Here is a 16372-nt window from a genome sequence, read left to right on the forward strand (position 1 = left end):
TCGCGCTACCGCGGCGCGGGGCCGGTCGTGGTCCCGGGCCGGAGGCCGACGCCGAGCGTCACGGTCGTCGGCTCCTTGCCGGCGAGGAGGTCGATGACGGCGCGCCCGAGCGCGGCGCCCTTCTCGCGCAGCGGCTGGTGCACGCTCGTGAGGACGTCGGGCGAGAGCCACGGCAGGTCGAGGCCGTCGAACCCGGCGATCGAGACGTCGTCGGGCACGCGCAGCCCGAGCTCGCGCGCGGCGATGACGGCGCCGGCCGCGAGCAGGTCCGAGTGGGCGATGATCGCGGTGGGTCGCTCGTCGGCGGGCACCCACGCGCCGAGGATCTCGGCCGCCGCGTCGCGCCCGTGCTCGACGAGCGACGCGGGCGTCTCCCACGACAGGACCGGCTCGACGACGTCGCGCACCCCGGCCAGCCGGTGGCGCGTCGGCGTGCGGTCCACCTGGGCCAGGCGCGCGGCGTCGACCGGGCCGGACCGCTCGCCGCGCCCGAACGGCAGCGTGATCTCGGCGATGCGCGTGTGCCCCAGCTCGACGAGGTGGCGCACCACCTCGGCGGTCCCGGCGCGGTCCTCGAGCGCGACGAGCGGGGCGCCCTCGACCGGTCGGCCCTCGCCGACGACGACGGGCACGCCGCGCCGCTGCAGCGCGTCGAGCGTGGGGTCCTCCTCGAGCACACCCCACACGAGCACGGCGACGTCCATGGCGGCACCGTCGACCAGGGGGTCGACCGCGACGAGCCCCGTGGCGGCGTCCGGGCCGCTCGCGCACACGCCGGGGATGAGCAGGACGCCGAGGCCCTCCTCGCCGAGCACCTGCACGAGCCCGTCGAGCACCTGGACCGACACCGGGTCGCGGAACGAGCGCCCGAGCTGGTCGCCGATGACGACGCCCACGATGCCCGAGCGTCCCGACCGCAGCTGACGCCCGAGCGGGTTGGGTCCCGTGTAGCCGAGCTCGGCCGCGGCGGCGAGCACCTTGTCGCGGGTCTCCGGGGTGATCGGACCGGCGCCCGAGAACGCGAGCGACGCCGTCGACACCGACACGCCCGCGACCTCGGCGACCTTGGCGAGCGTGGGGCGGCTGGGGTGGGTGCGGCCCATGGGGCTCCCTTCCGTCCGGTCGGTGGGCCAGCCTACCGCCGTCGTGCCCGTCGCGCCCGAAACGATTTGACTACCACGGCGCGAGGGGCGAACGTCAGGGGGTGAGCACCCCTTCGCCCGCGTCCACGGGACCGTCGGCGCGCGCCGTGCGCGCCGCCTCCTGGGCCGTCCTCCTCGTCTTCGCGCTCAACGGCTTCGGCTTCGCCAGCTGGGCGTCGCGCATCCCGTCGGTGCGCGACGGGCTCGACTTCTCGCACGCCCAGATGGGTCTGCTGCTGCTCACGGGCGCGATCGGGTCGATGGTCGCCCTGCCGCTGTCGGGCATGATCTCGGCGCGGCTCGGCGCCGCCCGGACCGTGCTCGTCTTCGCCGCCGTGTGCGCCGTCGGGTACACGATCGCGTGCTTCGGCGTCGAGGCCGAGGCGCCGCTGTGGGTGCGCGTCGGGCTGTTCGTCGGCGGCGCCGGCGTGGGGGTCTGGGACGCGGCGATGAACCTCGAGGGCGCGGTCGTCGAGCAGCACCTCGGACGCTCGATCATGCCGCGCTTCCACGCCGGGTTCTCGCTCGGCACCGTCGCGGGAGCGGGCGTCGGCAGCCTCGTCGCGCACGTGCAGGTGCCGCTGACCTGGCACCTCATCACCGTCATGGTCGTCGACGTCGTCGTCGTCGCGTTCTGCGTACGCGCGTTCCTGCCCACCGAGGGCGCCGACGGCGCGGCGCACGCGTCCGCCGACGCGCACGCGGTCGACCCCGCGGCCGACCCCGCGACCGCCGTCGAGCCGTCGTGCGGCCACTCGCTGCGCGAGACCCTTGGCACGTGGCGCGAGCCGCGAACGCTGCTCGTCGGGCTCGTCGTGCTCGCGGCCGCCCTCACCGAGGGCGCGGCGAACGACTGGGTGAGCCTCGCGGTCGTCGACGGCTTCGGGACCACCGAGAGCGTCGGCGCGCTCGGCCTCGCCGTGTTCCTCGCCTCGATGACGGGGGCGCGCCTCGTGGGCACGTCGCTCATCGACCGGCTGGGCCGCGTGCCGGTGCTGCGCCTCAGCGGGCTTGCGGCGCTCGTCGGCGTCGCGGTCTTCGCGCTCGTGCCCGTGCTGTGGGTCGCGCTGCTCGGCGTCGTGGTCTGGGGCGCGGGCGCCGCGCTCGGCTTCCCGATGGGCATGTCGGCGGCCGCGGACGACCCGCGCCGGGCCGCGCTGCGCGTGTCCGTCGTCTCGACGATCGGCTACTCGGCGTTCTTCGTCGGGCCCGCGCTCATCGGCTTCCTCGCCGAGCACACGGGCTACCGCCTCGCGCTGCTCGTCATCGCCGTGCCCGTGGCGATCGGCCTCCTCGTCGCGGGTGCGGCGCGGCCGCTGCCGCAGGCACGCCAGGACGCGCCGTCTACGCTGGACGCGTGAGCCTTCCTACCCAGAGCACCCCGGCGCCGGCGCCCGCCGACCTCGCGCCCGCGCGCGACGTCGCCTCCCGCCCGAGCCTCGCCGAGCTGACCACGCTGCGCGTGGGCGGCCCCGTGGGCGAGTACGTCGAGGCGGAGTCGGAGGCCGAGCTCATCGACGCGGTCCGCGCGGCGGACGACGCCGGCGTGCCGCTGCTCGTCGTCGGCGGGGGGTCGAACCTGCTCGTCGCGGACGAGGGGTTCGACGGCGTCGTCGTGCGCGACGTGCGCCAGGGCGTCGACGCGGACCTCGAGGACTCGTGCGGCACCGACGGCGCGTGCGGCGGGGCGAGCCTGCGGCTGCCGGCCGGGCAGGACTGGGACACGTTCGTCGCCGAGGCCGTGGCCAACGAGTGGGTCGGCGTCGAGGCGCTGTCCGGGATCCCGGGCACGGTCGGGGCGGCCCCGGTGCAGAACATCGGCGCGTACGGGCAGGAGGTCTCGGGTGTCGTCGCCTCGGTGCGCACGTGGGACCGCGCGACCGGGCAGCGCCGGACGCTGCCGCTGAGCGCGCTCGGGTTCGGGTACCGCACGTCGGTGCTCAAGCGCTCGATGCGCTCCTCCGAGCAGGGCGGCCCCTGGTACCCGACGCCGCGCTACGTCGTGCTCGAGGTGCACCTCATGATGCGCCTGGGCTCGCTGTCGGCCCCCGTCGGGTACGCCGAGCTCGCCCGGCGCCTCGGCGTGCAGGTCGGCGAGCGGGCGCCGGCGGCCGACGTCCGGCAGGCCGTCCTGGAGCTGCGCGCGGGCAAGGGCATGCTGCTCGACGGCGTCGGCGGCGCGCCCACGCCGGACCACGACCGGTGGAGCGCAGGCTCGTTCTTCACCAACCCGGTGCTGCCGGCCGACCTCGCCGACGAGCTGCCCGAGGACGCCCCGCGCTACCCGGTGCGCTCGGCGACGCCGGTCACCACGACGGGCCCGAGCCTCGGCGCGGTCGACGCGTCGCTCGTGAAGACGAGCGCGGCGTGGCTCATCGAGCGGGCCGGCTTCACCAAGGGCTTCGGCGTCGCGGGCGAGCACAGCCCGGCACGCCTGTCGACCAAGCACACCCTCGCGCTGACCAACCGCGGGGGAGCGACGGCGCAGGACCTCGTCGCGCTCGCGCGCACCGTGCGCGACGGCGTGCTCGACACGTTCGGCATCGAGCTCGAGCCCGAGCCCGTGCTCGTCGGCCTCGCGCTCTGAGCGATCGCGCGCGGACGGGGGTCAGTGCACGACGACGGTCGTGCCCTTCGGCATGCCCCACGAGTCCCAGAGCCAGTTCATGGCCGAGTTGGAGACGCGCACGCACCCGTGCGACGCGGGGTAGGGCGGGATCGACGGCGACCCGTGCACGGCGATGCCGCCCGTGAAGTACTTCGGCCGGTACATCGCGCCGAGCTCGAGGGTCGACTCGTGCAGGTAGTCGCGCTCCATGTACACCGCGAAGGTGCCGCGCGGCGTGGTCGCCCGGTAGGTGCGCCCCAGCGCCTCGAACGTCTCGCCGTTGCCCGACGAGGCGTTGATCGTGCGCACGACCCGGCCGTCCTCGACCGCGAGGAGCAGCTGGCGGTCGAGGTCGATCTCCACGACCTTGCCCGACGACGAGACCGGCGACGGGCGCACGCCCTGGTCGAGCGCCGCCTGCGTCTTGGGCCCGACCACGCCGTCGCGGTGCAGGCCGGCCGCCTTCTGCAGCGCCCAGACGGCCTGCTGCGTCGCGGGCCCGAACGACCCGTCGACCTCGGGCAGGAAGTAGCCGAGGTCCTGCAGGCGCTGCTGCAGCGCGGCGACACGTTCGCCCGTCGCCCCGCGCTCGAGGTGCTCGGGCTTCTCCTCCTGCGCGTCCTTCCCGTTGCCCTTGCCGTTGCCGTTCGCGTTGCCGTTCGCGTTGCCGTTCCCGTTGGTCTGACCGTTCCCGGCTCCCTCGCCGGGCGCGTCGTCGCCCTCGGCGGACGGGCTCGCCGAGGGTCCGGCCCCCGGGTCGGGCGCGTCGGCCTCGGCGGACGGCGTGCTCGACGGCGTCGTGGACGGGGCGGCGGACGGTGCCGACGACGCGTCGGGCTCGGCGGACGTCTCGCCGCTCGGCGTCGCGGACGGCGCCGCGGTGGTGGGCGCCTCGGCCGCGGGCGCGGACCCGGGCTCGGGCTCCGCGCCGTCGTCGAGCATCGCGCAGCCGGGCAGCAGGAACAGCGCCAGGGCCGTGGCCGCTGCCGCGGCGGGCCGGCGTCGCCGGGCGGTCGTCCGTTCGGTCGTCATCGTTCTCGTTCCCCCGTGTCCGTGACCGGCGCAGCCGCGGGTCGCGGACTCCTACCGTGCCGTGCGACGGCCTCGAAGGCGAGCCGACGACGCCTCCGTACCGCGGATCGTCACCGTGTCGTGATCTGCCGTGCCCTCGCACGACCGTCTCGTGACCTGTGACGCCCCGCGGCACGGAAACGTTGGGTCCTGCGTCAGCCCTTGGTCTCGCCCCGCAGCACCGACAGCCGGTGCCGGTACTCGGACTCGTCGATCTCGCCGCGGGCGTACCGCTCGCCGAGCACGGACGCCGGCGATCCCTCGCGGCCCCACGGCGGGCCGAAGCCGCGACGCGCGCGCCGTGCGACGAGCACGACGATCGCGACGAACAGCAGGAACCACAGGATCGGGAACACGACCCACCAGCCCGGGCCCCCGCCCGCGGCACCCCAGGCGTGCGGGTGCCCCGCGAGCGAGGCGGCCAGGGCGCTCGTCGTGAGCATGTCGGTCTCCTTCGTGACGGTGGCCCGCCCGGTGCGGGCCGTCGGTACCACCGTCCTGCGCGGGTTGCGTCGCCGTCGTCCCCCGGGCGTGCCGTCCCGCGTCCACCTCCGGTGCCGTCTTCCGGTGGACCGGTCAGCCCGACCAGCCGGGGCGGACGACGCCGCCCTCGTACGCGGCGACGACGAGCTGCGCCCGGTCGCGCGCCCCGAGCTTGGTCATGACGCGCGAGACGTGCGTCTTGACCGTCGACTCCGACAGGTAGAGGCGGCGGGCGATCTCCTCGTTGGACCAGCCGCCCGCGACCTCGACGAGCACCTCGTGCTCGCGCGCGGTGAGCCGGTCGAGCCCGGGCGGGGAGGCGACGTCGCGGGTCGCGTCCGCGACGCGCGCGAGCAGGCGGCGCGTCACGCCGGGGGACAGGAGCGCGTCGCCCGCGGCCGCCACGCGCACCGCGCGCACGAGATCGGCGGGCTCGGTGTCCTTGACGAGGAAGCCGCTCGCGCCGCCGCGGATCGCCTCGGCCACGTACTCGTCGAGCTCGAACGTCGTGACCACGACGACGTGCACCCCGCCCGCGCGGGGGTCCGCGACGATGCGCCGGGTCGCCTCGAGCCCGTCGAGCCCGGGCATGCGCACGTCCATGAGCACGACGTCGGGCAGCGTCTCGAGCGTGCGCGCGACCGCCTCGTCGCCCGTCGCCGCCTCCGCCACGACGGTCATGTCCGGCTCGGAGTCGACGAGCGCGCGGAAGCCGCCGCGCACCAGGGCCTGGTCGTCGGCCAGCAGCACCCGGATCATGCCGTTCCTCCCTCTCCCGCTCCCGAGCTGTCAGGCCCACGCGCCGGTATACCGGGGCGTGGGCCTGACAGCTCCGAGGGGTGGCGGGGGATCGGGATGGTCGCGTCGACGACGAACCCCGGCCCCTGCGGTCCCGCCCGCAGCGTGCCGCCGACGCCCTCGACCCGCTCCCGCATGCCGCGCAGCCCGTAGCCGGGCGGGCCCGGGGCGACCGGGCCGCCGTCGTCGGACACGCGCACGCGGAGCACCGCGGGGTCGCTCTCGTCGTCGCGCCCCACGTGCACGACGACGGCGCTCGCGCCGGGCGCGTGCCGGCCCACGTTGGTCAGGGCCTCCTGGACGACGCGGTACGCCACGCCGACGAGGTGCCGCGGGACCTGCGCCGGCGGCGACGGGTGGACGGCCAGGTCGACGTCGAGCGTCACGTCGACGCCCCGGTCGCGCAGCGGCCCGGCCAGCCGGTCCAGGCCGCCCAGGTCCCAGGTCGGCGTGCGCGGCTCGCCCGCCTCGCCTCGCACGACCCCCAGCACCGCGCGCACCTCGTCGAGCGCGTCGCGGCTCGTGGCCTTGATCGAGGTGAGGGCCGAGCGCGCCTGCTCCGGGTCGCGCTCGAGCAGGTGGAGGCCCACGCCCGCCTGCACGTTGATGGCGGAGAGCGAGTGGGCGAGCACGTCGTGCACCTCGCGCGCGATGCGCAGCCGCTCGGTCGCCACGGCGGTGCGCTCGCGCTCCTCGCGCGCGGCCCGCAGCGCCGCGGCGCGCGCGACGCGCTCCCGGATCGCGCCCGCGATGAGCAGCGCGACGACGGTCCACGCGGCCCCGCCGAGCAGGCCGGCGGGGCGCGGCGCGTCGTCGCGCAGGGTCGCGGCCGCCACCACCGCGCCGCCGACGACGGCCGCGCCCGCCCAGGCGAGGACGCGGGCGCGGCGCGCCGGCCCGGTGAGCACGACCATGACCAGCACGGCCACGGCCGCGCCGACGACCGGGCCCCAGGCGTACCCCAGCGAGAGGTACGTGCCGAGCGCGCCCGCGGCGGCGAGGACGGCGGCCGCCGGCCGGCGCGGCAGGGTCGCGACGACGAGCGGCGGCACGAGCGCGAGCGCCAGGCCGAGCGCGTCGAGGTCCCGGGACCCCGGCCGCCAGTGCGACGCACCCGACGTCCCGACGACCACGACGACCGCGAGCGCCACCGCGAGGAACAGGCGCGGGCGGCGCCGGTCGAGCGGGCCACGGTCCATGCGTCGCACGGTACGCCGGGGCGGGGCGGGGCGCGTCCGACCGGGGTGCCGCCCGGTGTCGTACCGGCGTCGTACCGGGGGAGTAGCGTGCGGGGCGTGAGGACGCCCGTGCGCCTGACGCGCGCGCAGGCCCGCCGCGTCGCGGTGCGGGCCCAGCTGCTCGACGCCCGGCGCCCGGACGACCTGCTCGCGGTCGTCGAGCACCTGACCTTCCTGCCCGTGGGCCCGACGGCGGCCGTCGCGCCCTCGGTCGACCTCGTGCCGTGGTCGCGGCTCGGCGAGGCGCACTGGCCGGGCGCGGTCGACGACGCGGTCGCCGACGGGATGCTCTTCCAGCTCGCCGGGGGAGTCCGCTCCATGGAGGACCTCCCGCTCCACCTCCCCGTCATGGCGGCGTTCCCGCCCGCCGACGACTGGCGGCGCGCGTGGTGGGACGACAACGCGGCGTTCCGGGCCGACGTGCTGCGGCTGCTCGAGGCCGACGGCCCGCTCACCTCGCGCGAGATCCCCGACACGAGCGTGCGGCCGTGGCGGTCGACGGGCTGGACGGGCGACCGCAACGTCACCCAGGTGCTCGAGCTGCTCGCGCTGGCGGGGCAGGTGGCGATCGCCGGGCGCCGGGGACGCGAGCGGCTGTGGGACCTCGCCGCGCGCGTGTACCCCGACGTCGAGCCCGTCCCGTACGCGGAGGCGGTCGCCGAGCGCGCCGCACGCCGCCTGCGGGCGCTGGGGCTCGCACGCCCGCGGCTCCCGGGGCTGCCCGGCGAGCCGCACCGTGTCGCCCTGCCGGGCGTGCCGGCCGAGGTCGAGGGCGCCGACGGCGCGTGGGTCGTCGACCCCGAGGCTCTCGAGCGGGCGGACGAGCCGCTCGAGCCGCGCACGGCCGTGCTCTCGCCCTTCGACGGTCTCGTCGCCGACCGCGAGCGCCTGCTGCAGGTCTTCGACTGGGAGTACGCGCTCGAGATGTACAAGCCGCGGGCGAGCCGGCGCTGGGGCTACTTCGCGCTGCCCGTGCTGCACGGTGAGCGGTTCGTCGCCAAGGTCGACGCGGCCGCCGACCGCCGGGCCGGCGTGCTGCGCGTCGCCGCGGTCCACGAGGACGTGCCGTTCGACGCCGACCTCACCGCCGCCGTGACCGGCGAGCTCGAGGGCCTCGCGCGCTGGCTGCGGCTCGACCTCGACCTCTGACCTCGACGTCTGGATCCGACCCCGCGACGCCCCGCCAGGGCGCAGGTCAGGCCGGCGACGCCAGCCACTCGTCGACGCCCGCGAGCAGCCGCGCCTTGGTGGCCGACGACGCGCGCGAGGCCCGGATCGACGACCGCGCCAGGTCGGCGAGCTCGGGGTCGGAGAAGCCGTGGACGTGCCGGGCGGTCTCGTACTGGTCGAGCAGCCGCGAGCCGAAGAGCAACGGGTCGTCCGCGCCGAGCGCCACCTGGGCCCCGGCGTCGACCAGGCTGCCGAGCGGCACGTCCGCGAGCGCGGGGTACACGCCGAGGCCCACGTTCGACGCGGGGCACACCTCGAACGCGACGCCGTCCGCGACGAGCTCGGCCAGCAGCCGCGGGTCCTCGCCGGCCCGCACGCCGTGGCCGAGCCGGTCGGGCCGCAGCGCCGTCACCACCTCGCGCACGTGCGACGGCCCGAGCAGCTCGCCGCCGTGCGGCACCGACGCCAGGCCCGCGCGGTGCGCGATGCGGAACGCCGCGGCGAACTCGGCGGTGTCCCCGTGCCGCTCGTCGTTGCTCAGCCCGAAGCCCACGACCTCGCCGGGTCCCTCGCCCGCGTACCGGGCGGCGAGCCGCGCGAGGGTCCGCGCGTCGAGCGGGTGGCGCATGCGCGACGCCGCGACCACGACGGCCACCTCGATCCCGTGCGCGGCGCTCGCGGCCTTGGCGGCGTCGAGCACGATCTCGACCGCGGGCGTGATGCCGCCGACGAACGGCGCGTACGACGTCGGGTCGACCTGGATCTCGAGGCGGCCGGAGCCCTCGGCGGCGTCGTCCGCGGCGGCCTCGTCCACGAGGCGGCGCATGTCGGCCTCGCCGCGCACGCACGCGCGCGCGGCGTCGTAGAGCCGCTGGAACCGGAACCACCCGCGCTCGTCGGCGGGGACGCGCAGCGGGTCGTCGTCGACGAGCGCCGACGGGACCCGGACCCGGTGCTCGGCCGCGAGCTCGCGCAGCGTCTCGACGCGCATCGACCCCGTGAAGTGCAGGTGCAGGTGGGCCTTGGGCAGCTTCGACAGGTCGCGCACCCGCCCAGTCTCGCACCGGGTCAGGGCAGCCAGCCGCGGTCCCGCGCGACCGTCACGGCGGCGGTGCGGTCGTCGACGCCGAGCTTGGCGAACACGCGCAGCAGGTGCGTCTTGACGGTCGCCTCGGCGATGAAGAGCTCGCGCCCGATCGCGGCGTTCGACAGCCCGCGCGCGACGAGCGCGAGCACCTCGGCCTCGCGCGAGGTGAGGCGCTCGCCCGCCGTGCGCACGGAGGTCACGAGGCGCGTCGCGACGCCGGGGGCCAGCACGGTCTCGCCGCGTGCGGCCGCGCGCACGCCCGCGACGAGCTGCTCGCGCGGCGTGTCCTTGAGCAGGTACCCGGTGGCCCCGGCCTCGACCGCGCGCAGGATGTCCGCGTCGGTGTCGTACGTCGTGAGCACGACGACGGACGGCCCGGTCCCGACGATGCGCGCGGTCGCGCCGACGCCGTCGAGCACGGGCATGCGCAGGTCCATGAGCACGACGTCGGGCGCGAGCTCGGCCGCGAGCGCGACCGCGGCCGCGCCGTCGGGCGCCTCGCCCACGACCTCGAGGTCGGGCTCGCCCGCGAGCATGCCGATGATGCCCGAGCGCACCACGGGGTGGTCGTCGGCGACGAGCACCCGCACGCCGGGGTGCGTCGCGCCGCTCATGCGCCGCCCGCCACGGGGACGCGCACCCGCACGCGGGTCCCGCCGCGGTCGCCGGGGCCGACGTCGATCGAGCCGCCGACGGCCGAGACGCGCTCGCGCATGCCCGACAGCCCGATGCCGTCGGCATGGCCGGGCGGCAGGCCGCGGCCGTCGTCGGTGACCTCGAGCCCCACGGTCCCGGCGTCGCGGTCGAGGCGCACCGTGACCGCGCGGGCGTCGGCGTGGCGGCGCACGTTGGCGAGCGCCTCCTGCGCCGCGCGCAGGAGCACGACGTCGGACGCGGCGTCGCGCGGGACGCCCGTGCCGCCGGCGGGGACGGCCGGGCCGCCGGTGCCGTCGTCGGCGACCTCGAGCCGGACGGCGATGCCGGTCTCGGCCGCGAAGCGGTCGGCGAGCCGGCGCAGGGCCTCGGCGAGCGTGCCGTTCTGCAGCGGGACGGGGGCGAACGCGGCGACGAGCGCGCGCGCCTCGGCGAGGTTCTCGCGCGCGGTCGACTCGACGAGCCGCAGCCGCTCGCGCGCGGCGTCGTGCTCGCCGCGGTCGAGCGCCGCGATGGCGGCCTGCGCCTGCGTCACGACCGAGGTGAAGCCCTGCGCGAGCGTGTCGTGGATCTCGCGGGCCATGCGCTCGCGCTCGGCCGCGACGCCCGCGGCGTGGTTCGACGCCGCGAGCTCGGCCTGCGCCGCCCGGAGCTCGCCGACGAGGCGCGCGTGCTCGTCCGCCCGCCGCATGGTCAGCGACGTCCACAGGCCGAGCCCGACGGCGAACACGAGCGCGACGCCCATCTGCGGGGCGACGCGCGCCAGCTCGGCGGCCTCGAACCCCTCGGTCGAGCTCAGGGCGACCGTGACCGCGAGGCCCAGGACGACGCACCCGACGATCGCGTGCCGGACGGGCTCGAGCAGCATCCACACGTGCGTGAAGCCGATGAACAGCAGGAACGTGCCCGTGCCGCCGCCCACGCCCACGACGACCGCCACGCCCGCCACCATCACGGCGACGTACGCGCGCGCCCGGCGCTGGTCGCGCGTGCGCGCGGCGGGCCCGCCCGCCGCGACGTAGGCGACCACGAGGGTCGCGAGCGCCGCGTAGGCGACGAGCAGGGGAGTGCCGCGCACGCCGTCGAGCGGCAGGGCGACCCCGGTGAGCGTCACGATGAGCGCGAAGCCGAGGTCCCACCAGACCACCTGCCGCTCCCACGCCGCGTACGGGCTGCCGGCGGGCGGCGCGTCAGCCGTCGTCACGGCGACGCCACCGGAACGTGCGGATCCCCACGACCAGGGCGACCACGAGCCATGCGACCAGTACACCAGCGGTCTCGGCGTGCTGCCAGGACCCGCCCGGCTCGAGCACGACCATCTCCTCGGGCAGGAACACCGAGCGCATGCCCTGCGCGATCCACTTCAGCGGGAACAGCGACGACGCCGTCTGCATCCACCCCGGCAGCATGTAGAACGCGAAGAACACGCCCGAGGTGAACTGCAGGACGAGCACGACGGGCGTGACGACCGCGGTCGCCGAGCGGCCCGAGCGCGGCAGCGACGAGAACGCGACCCCGCACACCGTGCCGGTGGCGGTCCCGAGCAGGAACACCCATGCGAACGTGAACCACCGCCCCGGGTCGGTGGGCAGCGGCACGTCGAAGGCGAGCGCCGCGACCGCGAGCAGGATCGCCGTCTGCACGACCGACGTCGCGATCGTGAGCACCACCTTGCCGCCGAAGTACGCCGACGCCGGCAACGGCGTCGCGCGCAGACGACGCAGCGTGCCGTCGTCCCGCTCGACGGCGATCGCGATCGCGAGCGACTGGAAGCTCGTGAGCATGACGCCCGTGGCGATCATGCCGGGCAGGAAGTACCGGGCGAAGTCGACGGTCATGCCCTGTTCGGTGCCCTGCTCGGCGGAACCGAACACCGTCGAGAAGATCGCCATCATGACGATCGGGTAGGCGAAGATGAAGATCACCGCGTCGCGCTCGCGCCAGAACTGGCGCAGCTCGAGGCCCGCGCGCACGAGGGACAGGCGCGCGGCGCCGGGCAGGGACGCGGCGGGCGTGCGGCGCGCCGCGGGGGCCGTCGTGGTGGTCATCGGTCGTCCTCCTCGGGGGCGACGAGCCCGAGGTAGACGTCCTCGAGCGTGGGGCGGGTGACGCGCAGGTCGGCGACCTCGCCGCCGGGCCCCGCGGCGGTCGACGCGAGGCGGGTGACGAGCGCCGTGGGCGTCGTGGTGCGCTCCGAGCGGTGCGTCCCGTCGGGGTCGGTCCAGGACACGACGGGCGTGCGGGCCTCGGGCCGGCCGAGCGTGTCGGGGGTGCCGGTCGCGACGACGCCGCCGTCGCGCACGACGACGACGCGGTCGGCCAGGAACGCGGCCTCGTGCAGGTCGTGCGTCGTGAGCAGGATGGTCGTGCCGTCCTCGCGCAGCCCGCGCACGAGCGCCCAGAACGTGCGGCGCGCCTGCGGGTCGAAGCCCGTGGTCGGCTCGTCGAGGAAGAGCAGCTCGGGCCGCCCGACGATCCCGAGCGCCACGTCGAGGCGCCGCCGCTGCCCGCCGGACAGGGCCCGCACGCGCGTGCGGGCCTTCTCGGCGAGCCCGACGGCGGCGATCACCTCGTGCGGGTCGGCGGGGGCCGGGTAGTAGCGCGCGGTCGAGCGCACCTCCTCGACGACCGTGAGCTCGGCGCGGTCGCGCGAGTCCTGCGCGACGACGCCGATGCGGGCGCGCCACGCCCGGCCCGCGGTCGCCGGGTCCTCGCCGAGCACGCGCACGTCGCCCTCGTCGCGCTCGCGGTAGCCCTCGAGGATCTCCACGGTCGTCGTCTTGCCCGCGCCGTTGGGACCGAGGACCGCGACGATCTCGCCGCGCGCGATGTCGAGGTCGAGGCCGTCCACGGCTCGCTTGTCGCCGTACCGCTTGCGCAGACCGCGCACGCGCACGGCGAGCTCCGTCGTCGTGCCGGTGCCGCCTGCCGGCGTGCCCGCGGTCGTGTCCGTCGTCGTCATGCTCCCAGGGTGGCCGTGCGGGGTGCGTCCGCGTGAGGCTCGGCCGGTCGAACCCGGGGTCCACCGATCGGTGGACCCCGGTCCGAGCCGGGCCGGGAGGGGGTCCACGGACCGGGTTCGACCCAGGCGCCCGCGTCGCGTACAGTTGTCCCTCGGTGGTTGACGCCCGCCATGATCGAACGCGCCCTGGGCGCACGGTCGAGGTCGGCGTGAAGCACGAAGGGTAGTGGCGCAATTGGTAGCGCAGCGGTCTCCAAAACCGCAGGTTGCAGGTTCGAGTCCTGTCTACCCTGCCAGCGTGATCCCCCGCGGGGCCGCGCGCAGCGGGGCCACGCGCCGCGTGACCCCGGAACGCCAGGAGTCTGTGCCGCTCGCGCGTCTGCCGGCAGGCGCCGTGCGTGCGGCTGATCTCGAAACGGGGTAGTGCAAGTGAGCGAGTCGCCGGCTGAGGCCGCAGGGTCCCACGTCGAGGGTGCCACGGCCGGTCCGGGCAAGAACCGCAACGTGTTCTCCCGCATCGCCCTCTTCGTCCGCCAGGTCGTCGCCGAGCTGCGCAAGGTCGTCACGCCGACGCGGTCGGAGCTGCTGAACTACACCGGCGTCGTGCTCGTCTTCGTGACGGTCGTGATGCTGTTCGTCACGGTCCTCGACTACCTCATCGGTCGGGGCACCCTGGCCCTGTTCGGCTGAGGTCCGGCAGGCGTCGCGCGGCCCGTGGTGGCCGCGTCGTCCCACCACACACTGACAGTCAGAAAGCAGGTTCGTCCGTGTCCCAGGATCCGCTGGAGCAGACCGAGAACGTCGACCCCACGCAGCCCGACGCCGCCGGCGCCGAGGCCGACCTCGACGTGCCCGGCGACACCAGCGACGTCGTCGACGGCGACGCCGCCGCCGGCGCCGAGGCCGCCGAGGAGACGGACGAGGTCGCCGAGGAGCGCCCCGCGGACGCCGACGGCGACGTCGTCACCGACCCCGTCGCGGAGTTCAAGCGCACCCTGCGCTCGCAGCCGGGCGAGTGGTACGTCATCCACTCGTACGCCGGGTACGAGAACCGTGTGAAGGCCAACCTGGAGAACCGCATCCAGAGCCTGAACATGGAGGACTACATCTTCCAGATCGAGGTCCCGATGGAGGAGGTGACCGAGATCAAGAACGCGCAGAAGAAGACCGTCCGCCGCGTCCGGATCCCGGGCTACGTCCTCGTCCGCATGGACCTCACCGACGAGTCGTGGGGCGCCGTGCGGCACACGCCCGGCGTCACCGGCTTCGTCGGGCACACGCACCAGCCCGTCCCGCTCACGCTGGACGAGGTCTTCTCGATGCTGGCGCCCACGCTGGCCCCCGCCCCCGAGGCCGGCAAGCCCGCCGCCGCGGCGTCGGGCGGGGCCGCCAAGGCGCCCGTCGAGGTCGACTTCGAGGTCGGCGAGTCGGTCACCGTCACGGACGGCCCGTTCGACACGCTGCCCGCCACGATCTCGGAGATCAACGCCGAGGCCCAGAAGCTCAAGGTCCTCGTCTCCATCTTCGGCCGGGAGACCCCGGTCGAGCTGTCGTTCAACCAGGTCGCCAAGATCTGACCGACCCGCCGGCGCCGCCGGCGTGCCGCGTCCCGCGGCGACAGCATGCAACCGGGTCATCGCCCACGGCGTCGGCCCACGAACAGAAAGCTCAGGAACGCACATGCCTCCCAAGAAGAAGGTCGCCGGCCTCATCAAGCTCCAGATCAACGCCGGTGCCGCGACGCCGGCGCCGCCGATCGGCCCCGCGCTCGGTCAGCACGGCGTGAACATCATGGAGTTCTGCAAGGCCTACAACGCGGCCACCGAGTCGCAGCGCGGCAACGTGATCCCGGTCGAGATCACGGTCTACGAGGACCGCTCGTTCACCTTCATCACGAAGACCCCGCCGGCGGCGGAGCTCATCAAGAAGGCCGCGGGCGTGACCAAGGGCTCGCCGACGCCGCACACGACGAAGGTCGCGAGCCTCACCTCGGACCAGGTCCGCGAGATCGCGCAGACCAAGATGGCCGACCTCAACGCGAACGACGTCGAGGCCGCGATGAAGATCATCGCCGGCACGGCCCGTTCCATGGGCATCACCGTCCAGGACTGACCCGTCCAGGGCTGACGCCCGCAAGTCCCGGCGACCGTCGCCGGGCACGTGGCAGGGTCCGCGCAGACCCGACGACCACGACTGCAGAAGGAGTATGCAGATGGCAAAGCGCAGCAAGGCCTACCGGGCCGCAGCCGAGAAGATCGACCGCGAGCGCCTCTACACGCCGCTCGAGGCGGTCCGCCTCGCCAAGGAGACGGCGACCACCAAGTTCGACGCGACCGTCGAGGTCGTGTTCCGCCTGGGTGTCGACCCCCGCAAGGCCGACCAGATGGTCCGCGGCACCGTCAACCTGCCGCACGGCACGGGCAAGACGGCCCGCGTGATCGTGTTCGCGAACGCCGCCAAGGCGGAGGAGGCCCGCGCGGCCGGCGCCGACGAGGTCGGCGGCGACGAGCTCATCACCAAGGTCGCCGGCGGTTACACCGACTTCGACGCGGCCGTCGCCACGCCGGACCTCATGGGCAAGGTCGGTCGCCTCGGCAAGGTGCTCGGTCCCCGCGGCCTCATGCCGAACCCGAAGACCGGCACGGTGACCATGGACGTCGCCAAGGCCGTGTCCGACATCAAGGGCGGCAAGATCGAGTTCCGCGTCGACAAGCACGCGAACCTCCACTTCATCATCGGCAAGGCCTCGTTCGACGAGAAGGCGCTGGTGGAGAACTACGCCGCCGCGCTCGAGGAGATCCTGCGCCTCAAGCCGTCGTCGTCGAAGGGCCGGTACATCACCAAGGCCACGATGGCGACGTCGATGGGCCCGGGCATCCCGCTCGACCAGTCGCGCACCACGAAGCTCCTGGAGGAGGCGGCCTGAGCCGCTGACCCGAGAGGCTGACGGCCCGGCACCCGCTCGCGGGTGCCGGGCCGTCGTGCGTCCCGAGACTTTTCACCCGCAGGTGTATCAGGACGCGCGGCGGTCCCTCCTTCCCCGTGACGACGACCGCGCCGGAGGGTGGGTGAAATGCGGATGGGCAGCACGGACGAGCGTTCCCGACGGGCCGAGACGGTCCTAGGCTCGTGGAGTCCGACGACGGGGCCGAACGGCCC

At 75.4% G+C, this 16372-nt stretch carries 17 protein-coding genes and 1 tRNA gene; 8 read left to right on the forward strand and 10 right to left on the reverse strand.

The annotated features are described in order from the left end of the window. Positions 1-5: 5 nt before the first annotated feature. Positions 6-1103 carry a LacI family DNA-binding transcriptional regulator gene (locus ISOVA_RS03150; RefSeq protein ID WP_013837808.1) on the reverse strand — a complete coding sequence of 366 codons (1098 nt, stop codon included), beginning with the start codon at positions 1101-1103 and terminating at the stop codon, positions 6-8. A gap of 101 nt (positions 1104-1204) precedes the next feature. Here ISOVA_RS03150 and ISOVA_RS03155 point away from each other — a divergent pair, with 101 nt between their 5' ends. Both ISOVA_RS03155 and ISOVA_RS03160 read left to right on the forward strand, forming a co-directional pair. Further along, positions 1205-2503, forward strand: a complete 1299-nt coding sequence (locus ISOVA_RS03155) for an MFS transporter (RefSeq protein WP_013837809.1) — start codon at positions 1205-1207, stop codon at positions 2501-2503. After that, a complete protein-coding gene (locus ISOVA_RS03160; protein WP_013837810.1) occupies positions 2500-3729 on the forward strand; it encodes a UDP-N-acetylmuramate dehydrogenase in 1230 nt (409 codons plus the stop codon). Before ISOVA_RS03155 ends, ISOVA_RS03160 begins: the two co-directional genes overlap by 4 nt. 21 nt (positions 3730-3750) lie before the next feature. Here the strand turns inward: ISOVA_RS03160 and ISOVA_RS03165 are convergent, their stop codons facing one another. The 4 genes from ISOVA_RS03165 to ISOVA_RS03180 form a co-directional block, all read right to left on the reverse strand. Beyond that, positions 3751-4782, reverse strand: coding sequence for a L,D-transpeptidase family protein (locus ISOVA_RS03165; RefSeq protein ID WP_013837811.1), 1032 nt, complete (start codon positions 4780-4782; stop codon positions 3751-3753). A 194-nt stretch (positions 4783-4976) separates the two neighbouring features. Continuing rightward, positions 4977-5264 carry an SHOCT domain-containing protein gene (locus ISOVA_RS03170; RefSeq protein ID WP_013837812.1) on the reverse strand — a complete coding sequence of 96 codons (288 nt, stop codon included), beginning with the start codon at positions 5262-5264 and terminating at the stop codon, positions 4977-4979. Positions 5265-5397: 133 nt separating this feature from the next. Continuing rightward, positions 5398-6063: a response regulator gene (locus ISOVA_RS03175; protein WP_013837813.1), complete on the reverse strand. Its 666-nt coding sequence runs from the start codon at positions 6061-6063 to the stop codon at positions 5398-5400. Next, positions 6060-7301 (reverse strand): sensor histidine kinase, encoded by a 1242-nt coding sequence (locus ISOVA_RS03180; RefSeq protein WP_013837814.1) that lies wholly within the window; start codon positions 7299-7301, stop codon positions 6060-6062. Before ISOVA_RS03180 ends, ISOVA_RS03175 begins: the two co-directional genes overlap by 4 nt. 96 nt (positions 7302-7397) lie before the next feature. Between ISOVA_RS03180 and ISOVA_RS03185 the strand changes: the two genes are divergently transcribed. Next, positions 7398-8489, forward strand: a complete 1092-nt coding sequence (locus ISOVA_RS03185) for a DNA glycosylase AlkZ-like family protein (protein WP_143762041.1) — start codon at positions 7398-7400, stop codon at positions 8487-8489. Between the two features lie 46 nt (positions 8490-8535). On the opposite strand, the gene ISOVA_RS03190 is transcribed toward ISOVA_RS03185, so the two are convergent. From ISOVA_RS03190 to ISOVA_RS03210, 5 genes are read right to left on the reverse strand one after another with little or no spacing between them, the layout of a single operon-like run. Next, complete coding sequence (locus ISOVA_RS03190; RefSeq protein ID WP_013837816.1) at positions 8536-9558, reverse strand: adenosine deaminase; 1023 nt, start codon at positions 9556-9558, stop codon at positions 8536-8538. A gap of 20 nt (positions 9559-9578) precedes the next feature. Beyond that, on the reverse strand, positions 9579-10211 hold the full coding sequence (locus tag ISOVA_RS03195) for a response regulator (RefSeq protein ID WP_013837817.1): 633 nt from the start codon (positions 10209-10211) through the stop codon (positions 9579-9581). Continuing rightward, positions 10208-11455 (reverse strand): sensor histidine kinase, encoded by a 1248-nt coding sequence (locus tag ISOVA_RS03200; RefSeq protein WP_013837818.1) that lies wholly within the window; start codon positions 11453-11455, stop codon positions 10208-10210. Before ISOVA_RS03200 ends, ISOVA_RS03195 begins: the two co-directional genes overlap by 4 nt. Continuing rightward, positions 11442-12299, reverse strand: coding sequence for an ABC transporter permease (locus ISOVA_RS03205; RefSeq protein WP_013837819.1), 858 nt, complete (start codon positions 12297-12299; stop codon positions 11442-11444). Before ISOVA_RS03205 ends, ISOVA_RS03200 begins: the two co-directional genes overlap by 14 nt. After that, positions 12296-13213: an ABC transporter ATP-binding protein gene (locus ISOVA_RS03210; RefSeq protein ID WP_013837820.1), complete on the reverse strand. Its 918-nt coding sequence runs from the start codon at positions 13211-13213 to the stop codon at positions 12296-12298. The genes ISOVA_RS03205 and ISOVA_RS03210 overlap by 4 nt, the downstream gene beginning before the upstream one ends. Positions 13214-13433: 220 nt before the next feature. On the opposite strand from ISOVA_RS03210, the gene ISOVA_RS03215 reads away from it, so the two are divergent. The 5 genes from ISOVA_RS03215 to rplA all read left to right on the forward strand — a co-directional run bounded on the left by ISOVA_RS03215 (position 13434) and on the right by rplA (position 16139). Continuing rightward, positions 13434-13509 (forward strand) — tRNA-Trp (locus tag ISOVA_RS03215). 133 nt (positions 13510-13642) lie between these two features. Beyond that, positions 13643-13903: a preprotein translocase subunit SecE gene (gene secE, locus ISOVA_RS03220; protein ID WP_013837821.1), complete on the forward strand. Its 261-nt coding sequence runs from the start codon at positions 13643-13645 to the stop codon at positions 13901-13903. A gap of 77 nt (positions 13904-13980) precedes the next feature. Then, a complete protein-coding gene (nusG, locus tag ISOVA_RS03225) occupies positions 13981-14790 on the forward strand; it encodes a transcription termination/antitermination protein NusG (protein ID WP_013837822.1) in 810 nt (269 codons plus the stop codon). A 103-nt stretch (positions 14791-14893) separates the two neighbouring features. Next, a complete protein-coding gene (gene rplK / locus ISOVA_RS03230) occupies positions 14894-15325 on the forward strand; it encodes a 50S ribosomal protein L11 (RefSeq protein WP_013837823.1) in 432 nt (143 codons plus the stop codon). A 100-nt stretch (positions 15326-15425) separates the two neighbouring features. After that, the gene (gene rplA / locus ISOVA_RS03235; RefSeq protein WP_013837824.1) at positions 15426-16139 is read left to right on the forward strand and encodes a 50S ribosomal protein L1; all 714 of its coding nucleotides are present in this window, start codon (positions 15426-15428) and stop codon (positions 16137-16139) included. The last annotated feature ends 233 nt before the right edge of the window (positions 16140-16372 follow it).

Source organism: Isoptericola variabilis 225, from assembly GCF_000215105.1.
GTDB lineage: Bacteria > Actinomycetota > Actinomycetes > Actinomycetales > Cellulomonadaceae > Isoptericola > Isoptericola variabilis_A.

What these genes read in the sequence shown, in the direction of transcription:
- ISOVA_RS03150 (WP_013837808.1), bottom strand. Translation starts at nt 1,103, where the DNA reads ATGGGCCGCACCCACCCCAGCCGCCCCACGCTCGCCAAGGTCGCCGAG.
- ISOVA_RS03165 (WP_013837811.1), bottom strand. Translation starts at nt 4,782, where the DNA reads ATGACGACCGAACGGACGACCGCCCGGCGACGCCGGCCCGCCGCGGCA.
- ISOVA_RS03170 (WP_013837812.1), bottom strand. Translation starts at nt 5,264, where the DNA reads ATGCTCACGACGAGCGCCCTGGCCGCCTCGCTCGCGGGGCACCCGCAC.
- ISOVA_RS03175 (WP_013837813.1), bottom strand. Translation starts at nt 6,063, where the DNA reads ATGATCCGGGTGCTGCTGGCCGACGACCAGGCCCTGGTGCGCGGCGGC.
- ISOVA_RS03180 (WP_013837814.1), bottom strand. Translation starts at nt 7,301, where the DNA reads ATGGACCGTGGCCCGCTCGACCGGCGCCGCCCGCGCCTGTTCCTCGCG.
- ISOVA_RS03195 (WP_013837817.1), bottom strand. Translation starts at nt 10,211, where the DNA reads ATGAGCGGCGCGACGCACCCCGGCGTGCGGGTGCTCGTCGCCGACGAC.
- ISOVA_RS03205 (WP_013837819.1), bottom strand. Translation starts at nt 12,299, where the DNA reads ATGACCACCACGACGGCCCCCGCGGCGCGCCGCACGCCCGCCGCGTCC.
- ISOVA_RS03210 (WP_013837820.1), bottom strand. Translation starts at nt 13,213, where the DNA reads ATGACGACGACGGACACGACCGCGGGCACGCCGGCAGGCGGCACCGGC.
- rplK (WP_013837823.1), top strand. Translation starts at nt 14,894, where the DNA reads ATGCCTCCCAAGAAGAAGGTCGCCGGCCTCATCAAGCTCCAGATCAAC.
- rplA (WP_013837824.1), top strand. Translation starts at nt 15,426, where the DNA reads ATGGCAAAGCGCAGCAAGGCCTACCGGGCCGCAGCCGAGAAGATCGAC.